Annotated in this window: 8 protein-coding genes; 3 read left to right on the top strand and 5 right to left on the bottom strand. The window is 47.4% G+C overall.

The annotated features are described in order from the left end of the window. Positions 1-38 precede the first annotated feature (38 nt). The 3 genes from ACOJTG_RS04270 to ACOJTG_RS04260 all read right to left on the bottom strand — a co-directional run bounded on the left by ACOJTG_RS04270 (position 39) and on the right by ACOJTG_RS04260 (position 1,948). Entirely contained in the window at positions 39-821 is a 783-nt protein-coding gene (locus ACOJTG_RS04270; protein ID WP_420152681.1) for an NAD(P)-dependent oxidoreductase, read from the bottom strand. Positions 822-1,063: 242 nt separating this feature from the next. Then, entirely contained in the window at positions 1,064-1,195 is a 132-nt protein-coding gene (locus ACOJTG_RS04265; protein ID WP_420152680.1) for a hypothetical protein, read from the bottom strand. 369 nt (positions 1,196-1,564) lie between these two features. Further along, complete coding sequence (locus tag ACOJTG_RS04260; protein ID WP_420152679.1) at positions 1,565-1,948, bottom strand: winged helix-turn-helix transcriptional regulator; 384 nt, start codon at positions 1,946-1,948, stop codon at positions 1,565-1,567. Positions 1,949-2,057: 109 nt separating this feature from the next. On the opposite strand from ACOJTG_RS04260, the gene ACOJTG_RS04255 reads away from it, so the two are divergent. Then, on the top strand, positions 2,058-2,684 hold the full coding sequence (locus ACOJTG_RS04255) for an NAD(P)H-dependent oxidoreductase (RefSeq protein WP_420152678.1): 627 nt from the start codon (positions 2,058-2,060) through the stop codon (positions 2,682-2,684). Positions 2,685-2,754: 70 nt separating this feature from the next. Here ACOJTG_RS04255 and ACOJTG_RS04250 read toward each other — a convergent pair whose 3' ends face one another. Both ACOJTG_RS04250 and ACOJTG_RS04245 read right to left on the bottom strand, forming a co-directional pair. Continuing rightward, on the bottom strand, positions 2,755-3,063 hold the full coding sequence (locus ACOJTG_RS04250) for a hypothetical protein (protein ID WP_420152677.1): 309 nt from the start codon (positions 3,061-3,063) through the stop codon (positions 2,755-2,757). A gap of 122 nt (positions 3,064-3,185) precedes the next feature. After that, entirely contained in the window at positions 3,186-4,691 is a 1,506-nt protein-coding gene (locus ACOJTG_RS04245) for a hypothetical protein (protein WP_420152676.1), read from the bottom strand. Between the two features lie 309 nt (positions 4,692-5,000). Here ACOJTG_RS04245 and ACOJTG_RS04240 point away from each other — a divergent pair, with 309 nt between their 5' ends. Next, positions 5,001-5,930, top strand: a complete 930-nt coding sequence (locus tag ACOJTG_RS04240; protein WP_420152675.1) for a helix-turn-helix domain-containing protein — start codon at positions 5,001-5,003, stop codon at positions 5,928-5,930. Positions 5,931-6,023: 93 nt separating this feature from the next. Continuing rightward, the coding region (locus ACOJTG_RS04235; RefSeq protein WP_420152674.1) for an SDR family NAD(P)-dependent oxidoreductase at positions 6,024-6,644 on the top strand (621 nt) is incomplete at its 3' end.

The following is a 6,644-nucleotide window of genomic DNA, read 5'->3' as shown; positions in this document are numbered from 1 at the left end:
CCTGCTCTACTCACTGATTCATTAATTACTGTACTTTCTTACCGAAGGGCAGTTGAACCCTTACCGTTGAGGATTGTTCGTTGATGAGAGTTACGTCTTTCAGGCCGAGTTTTAAGGTGAAACCGGCGGGTAAGAAAAGCTTCTTTCAATAAGCTATTACCATACGTCGAATATACCGGTGAAGCAAAAAGCGTTTGGGTCAACATGTGCATCAATTGTTCGGCATCGATGCCGCTTTGCCGGGCCAGATGAATGCTTTCAGCCATCGATTCCATCGCGGAGACAATCAGAAAATTCGAGCATAGCTTGGCGACGTTCGCCGCTCCTACTTCGGGTCCAAACGCCCAGATATTAGCCGCACCGCATTGCTCCAGGACAGGTTTGATGGTTTCCAATACGTCCGTATTTCCGGATACCAGAAGGTTCAGTTTTTTCGCCCGGGCCGCTTCGGGTCGGCCTAGAATGGCACAGGCGATGTAGTGGGAACCGTGCTCGTCGTGTAGCTGAGCTAACGAGGTGGCCGTGGCGGGCAGGATTGTACTTAAGGATACATGTACACCGTCCTTTTTCAGATTTGCGGCAATGCCTGCTTCACCCGTAGTAACGGCCTGAAGGGCAGCATCATCCGAAACCAGCGTAAAGACTACATCGCTGAGCGAAGCCAGTTCAGCTACCGAAGCACAAATGACGGCACCCTGATCCGCCAGCGGTTGTGCTTTGGTGGCCGTGCGATTGTAGACATACAGTTGCTGCGTGCTCTGCAACAGGTTTTCCGCAATGGGAGTACCGAGGTTTCCTAAACCGAGAAAGCCAATGTTCATAGGATTGGTTGTTGATGAGCGAATGAAATCCTGAAGTGTTCCTTCGCTGAAAAGTGCTGGACGAACGAAGCAAAAAAGGCTAAGACCCATACGTTAGGGTGTGCTTATCCCCTACTCGCAGGAATAATTAGCTGATTCCTGCCTCGTGTATGACGACGCAGAGTCTTCCTTAGGATGAACGGAATGGACGGCGACCTTAGGTTTTGAATCCCATCGCGAGCCGATTAAATGGATACTAAAAGTTAAAGGAGAAAAGGAGTAGCAACGATTAGAACCAGGAGAAAAACCAGCAGAAGTTTTGCTTTGAGCGAGAATTCCACGTATTGTTCCTGCTCAACCAGCAGAACATTTAAAGCGTCATTGATCCACTGCATACAGTGCGATGATTTAAACTGAGTTTTAGCCCTAACCCCGTAGGAGGAAGATAGTTCCCCTTCGGTAAAGATTTAAGCATGCGTGCTCTGGATAGTCATCCCGACAAGTACACGCATGCCATCCGCTTTCGTAGGTTAAAACCTTGTACCAGAAAACTGTATTGACGACTTTCACGAACGTATGGACGTATTAAATTTATTACCACCATGGGGGCTTCCGACGGTACGATCCCGTCCCGGACCAGCCATTCATGTACTGTCTCGTTCCATACAGAAGCAGAATTTACTCTTCTTTGCACGCCGCAGGTCAGCTGAGTTCTTCCACTTTAAACCAAAAACTTCCTACTTCAAACCCAGTACCCGACAGACCTACGGTACACTGACAATCTTTTTCCGATGCTCCGTCCCCCACTCGGCCAGTTTGAAAATGACAGGTAACAGGTTTTCGCAGTACTCGGAAAGTTCGTATTCCACGGCTATGGGCTGAGTATCCAGCACGGTTCGTGTAATTAGCAGGTTGGTTTCCATTTCTTTTAATTCCCGGCTTAAGACTTTGCCGGAAATGCCTTTCACTTCCCGGAGTAGTTCCGAATACCGTTTCTTGCCAAATCCCAGACTGGTAATAATCGAAATCTTCCATTTACCGCCCAGTACGTACAAGGTATCGTGGATGGCCATGATTCGTTTGTTACAGGCCTGATGATCATGGGGCGCAGCAAAACAGGCCTTGCTATCTATGATGGAGTGGTCCATGAATGTTCGAGCTGGTTACCTAAATGTCACCATTACTTTTAGTTAGTTGATGACAAAAGTAAACCAAGTGTCGCAGAAATTTGCCCCATCACAAAAAAGTAATCATCTCATGTCTCTCAAAGAAAGCCTTACCTGGCGATACGCAGTCAAAAAGTACAACAACCAAAAAGTGTCTGACGAAGGCATTCAAACCATTCTGGACGCTATCAACCTTAGTGCCTCGTCCGCTGGTATGCAACCGTACCGCGTGATTGTGGTAAAAGATGCGGCCATTCGGAAAGAGCTGGCCAAAGATTCCTTCAATGCCCAGATTCTGGAAGCCTCTGATTTACTCGTCTTTGCCGCTTTTGAAACTATAACTCAGGCCATCATTGATGACTATATGGCCCACATGGCAGCCGTTCGTGAAATGCCCCTTGAACAACTGGCGGGTTTTAAACAAGCCCTGGAAACGCACATGCTGACTCAAACACCCGAAGTCAACTTTAGCTGGGCGGCCCGGCAGGCTTACATTGGACTGGGAACCGGCCTCATCGCCGCGGCTGAGTTGAAAATAGATTCGACTCCTATGGAAGGATTCAATCACGAAAAACTGGACCAATTACTGGGCTTACCGGAAAAAGGTTTGAAAAGTGTAGTCCTGTTAGCGTTAGGTTACCGCGACGCTGAACAGGATATTTACGCCAACCTGAAAAAAGTAAGATTACCATTACATGAGTTTGCTTTTGTACAATAGTCATCTAAATAGTACTAGCCGGGTAATGCGTATACTCTGACAGGCAATACCCGGCTTTTTCCTAGTATCCTTAGAATTCAAGGGCTTTTAACTCGTGCGTTGTCGATAAGCGATTTAACCCGTTTTTCTGGGCCTCCTGAGCTTGTTCCAAGGTTTCGTAGGTATTAAAGTCGTTAAAACATTCCTCAGGATCGGAGCACTTACGTTTAGCGAAATCAAAATACCGCTGACGTACCTTCGTTAGGTCTTCTCCAGCTTTGATACGCTTGACGCCCGTATAGAAAACCTGTGGTTTTGCCGATGCGTTGCGATCCTGTCTCTGCCCGGTTATCTCCCAATAATAAGCATAAGTCGTAGTAGGATTCGATTGGATAGGCATTTCATAGGAATGAAATGCTACCAGCAGATTTGGTAAGCCAGCCGACGAACGTAGGTACTGGCTTTCCAAGTCTTCGAATGTTCGCTCATCCACTCCACTTTGCGACTCAGTAGGTAATACCTTTATTTAGCCACTACTTTCCTAGCATTAAACAGGTAGTAATCTTCATTCGTGATGGAGCCGTCAAACTTCTTTAGGCAGGTAAACACGTAGGTACCTTCGGCCGAACGAAGGGTATCCCGTTGCCCTAGTTCGGGATGGTTCGATGTAGGATACGTCATAACGAGTACCGATTCGGGATGACTTTGCTGATAGGTAACAAAGCGTTGGTAGGTTACAGAATCGGGCTGATTATTCAAGGTATCATTCCAGTGACTTTTGCTCCAAAGTACATACGGACGCTCCTGCTGTACATCCAAACAGTAAATAGGCCTTCCTAAAAACCACTCTAAAGGAATCATATAATCCTGAAAAACGCCCGCGACGGGCGTACGAGCCGGATACGTTTTCTGAAGGTACAAGGCCATAGCCTCGGCTTGGGAAAAGGGATACCGCAAATCCCGGGACCAGGCATTCATCCCCGCCAAGACCTGAAGCAGTAAAATACCGACACCAAAATAACCCAGCGTAAAGACGGGCCGGGAGGATTGCTTATACTCATCAATCCAGTAGGCGGCAATCAGGGCCAGCGTATAATGACCAAAGTGGCGGAACAGACCCCGGGGCTTTTCGTAGGTAAAGATAAAAATGAAGAAAACAGAGGCTACGAGTACGATCAGAGCTACCGAAGACTTGGGTTTCGAAAAGATAGCGAGTACAGCCAGAACCAAACCTAAGGCCAGCTTCACGCCTAATCCAAACGGAAACAGAGAAAAATTCCAAAAATGATACTCAGAAAAATTGCTTAAGGGGAGAAAGCCATGAGCGACCCCCGCCGCCGCAAATAAAAAGGTACCGGAGTCGAAATGGCTGGTCCACTGAGTCAGAAAGCCAGAATCGGCGGGGGGCAGTGATTGAGCGGTCCCCATCACTCCCGCCAGAATTACCAGAGCCGCTAACAGGGATTTGCCTTGTAAGGGCCAGATTCGCCGGGCGTACACTTCTTCGGCGAGCAATCCAACGGCCAATCCTAAACCCACCAGAAAGGCAAAAACATTGGTTTGCAGTAAAAGAAATAGTAAGCCACTAATCGCCAAGAGATTTTTCTGCGGATTTTGCCAAAGTACGCAGATCCCACAAATGATGAGTACACCAATCTGGTAGTTCCGGCTAATGGTTACGTATTCATAAATGAAATAGTAACTGAACAGAATAAGGATTTTTTCAAAAAACCGGAATGGGCTTTTGAAGATAATCAGGTACGCACTGCCCAACGCCAGGGCTCCATGCAGTACCTGCATCACACTGGGATGATCGAAGAGCTGAGCCAGGGGCCAAAGCAGAATGAACCAAAGTAAGGGGTGACCTTCGTACCGGGCATTAACCGCTAAATCGAGTGGATTGGCGGTACTAGCCACAATACCCCAGGCCTGTAGTTCATCCCGCCACATTTCGTGCTGCCACAAACTGACACTAACGAAGAAGGTGTAAGTAAATAAGAGGGCATAATTTGCTCTTGAGCTAGACATAAGGTTTTAGCACGCGGCGTGACGGTTGAGGGGAAAAGGTAAGTACCCGTTTGGAACCAGTAGCGGAGGGCTTCCATTCAGGTAGTAGCGGCGGTACAAGTATACACGTATTGCTGGAATGGCGGCTATCTGACGAACTGATTACAAACCTTTTTCTTTATATCCCTGCAACCAGACAAAGGTTATCAGACGCGGACGCTTGTAAATGCTGCTCCGAATTGAAATGCTCCGTCTCGCTTGTTCGGATCAAAGCCATAGGAAAGGCTATTAAAAATTAGCGTACCTTTAATGATTGCAACCAGGGCATTTATGAAAACGCGTACCCTCGACGAATTCTATCAGGCCGTAGCTACTTCAGGTCAGCGTAACGCAGAAGCCTTTTTACCGCCGGGTATTTCAAAAGAAATCGGCCATTTCAATGTCTTCCGTATACACGAAGTATTTCAAACGTTTCGGGAGACGGGGCAAGTAGCGATGCCTTACAATCGCCGGTCGTATTACAAAATAAGCTTTATCCAAGGGCATAACCGGGCCGAGTACGCGGATAAAACCATTGAAATTGAAAGCAGTGCTTTGTTGTTCGCCACGCCCAAAATACCCTATCACTGGTTGCCGCAGAATTTGGAACAAGCCGGGTACTTCTGCGTCTTTACCGAAGAATTTTTGTTAGCGACCCAAGGCGGCGTAGTGCTCGACGAATTACCCATTTTTCAGGCCGGTGCGTACCCCGTTTTTCAGCTTTCCGAAGAAGAATCCGTACAGATAGAGCTGATCTTCAAAAAAATGCATCAGGAGCTGGCCTCGGATTATCTCTACAAGTACGATCTGATCCGAGCGTATTTACTGGAACTCATCCATCGGGGACAAAAGCTTCAACCCCTTACGGTGGGCCGTCATACGAGTACCGCTCGGACCTCTTCACTTTTTATGGAATTACTCGAACGGCAGTTTCCTATTGAATCCCCGCACCAGCCCCTTACCCTACGAACGGCCAAGGACTTTGCCGATCGTCTATCCATTCACGTTAATTCACTTAATCGGGCTTTGAAAACAACGACGGGCAAAACAACGACGGATCTGATCAGCCAGCGACTTATTCAGGAAGCCAAACGCTTGTTGAAACAAACGGATTGGAATATTTCAGAGATTGCCTATAGTCTGGGATTTGAAGAAGTAGCCCATTTTTCCAATTTCTTCCGAAAGCAAACGTCTTGGTCTCCGGTAAGCTTTCGAAAATAAGTAGGCGTTTGAATTTCGCAAACATCGGTTTGATGTTTACAAAGGCGTCCAGAGTCAAGCTACCACCTTTGTAGCCTAACTTTTTCACACGCTATGACACGCAAAATTGCACTCGTTACGGGCGGAAGTCGCGGACTCGGTCGGGATATGGCTCTTCGCCTTGCCCAAAAAGGAATAGACGTTATTCTTACCTATCATACCCAGCCGGAAAAGGCAGTAGCCGTAGCCGCTGAGATTGAGACATTGGGGCAAAAGGCCGCCGTCTTACCCTTTAATGTCGGAGCTATTGCCGAATTAGATACGTTTGTCTCGGCTCTACAAACGACCCTTCAAGAAACTTTCGCTACAGACAAATTTGATTTTCTGGTCAATAATGCCGGTATGAATCTGATCATTCCCAGCTTCGCAGAAACCACGGAAGATCAATTCGACACCCTACTCAACATCCACTTTAAGGGTGTATTTTTCTTAACGCAAAAACTCCTACCCTTACTTAAGGATAACGGCGGCATTGTCAATATTTCGACGGGCTTAACCCGCCTGACCTTTCCGGGATCCGCTACGTATGCCAGTATGAAAGCAGGGATTGAAGTACTAACTCGGTATCTCGCGAAAGAGCTGGGACCCAGGGGAATCAATGTCAATGTAGTGGCTCCGGGAGCCATTGCGACGGACTTCAGCGGCGGGCGACTTAAAAATACACCGCAACTACAA

Origin of the sequence: Siphonobacter sp., from assembly GCF_048595215.1 — a bacterium.
GTDB lineage: Bacteria > Bacteroidota > Bacteroidia > Cytophagales > Spirosomataceae > Siphonobacter.
Note: the sequence above shows the minus strand (reverse complement) of the source record. Positions and strands in the feature narration are given on the sequence as shown.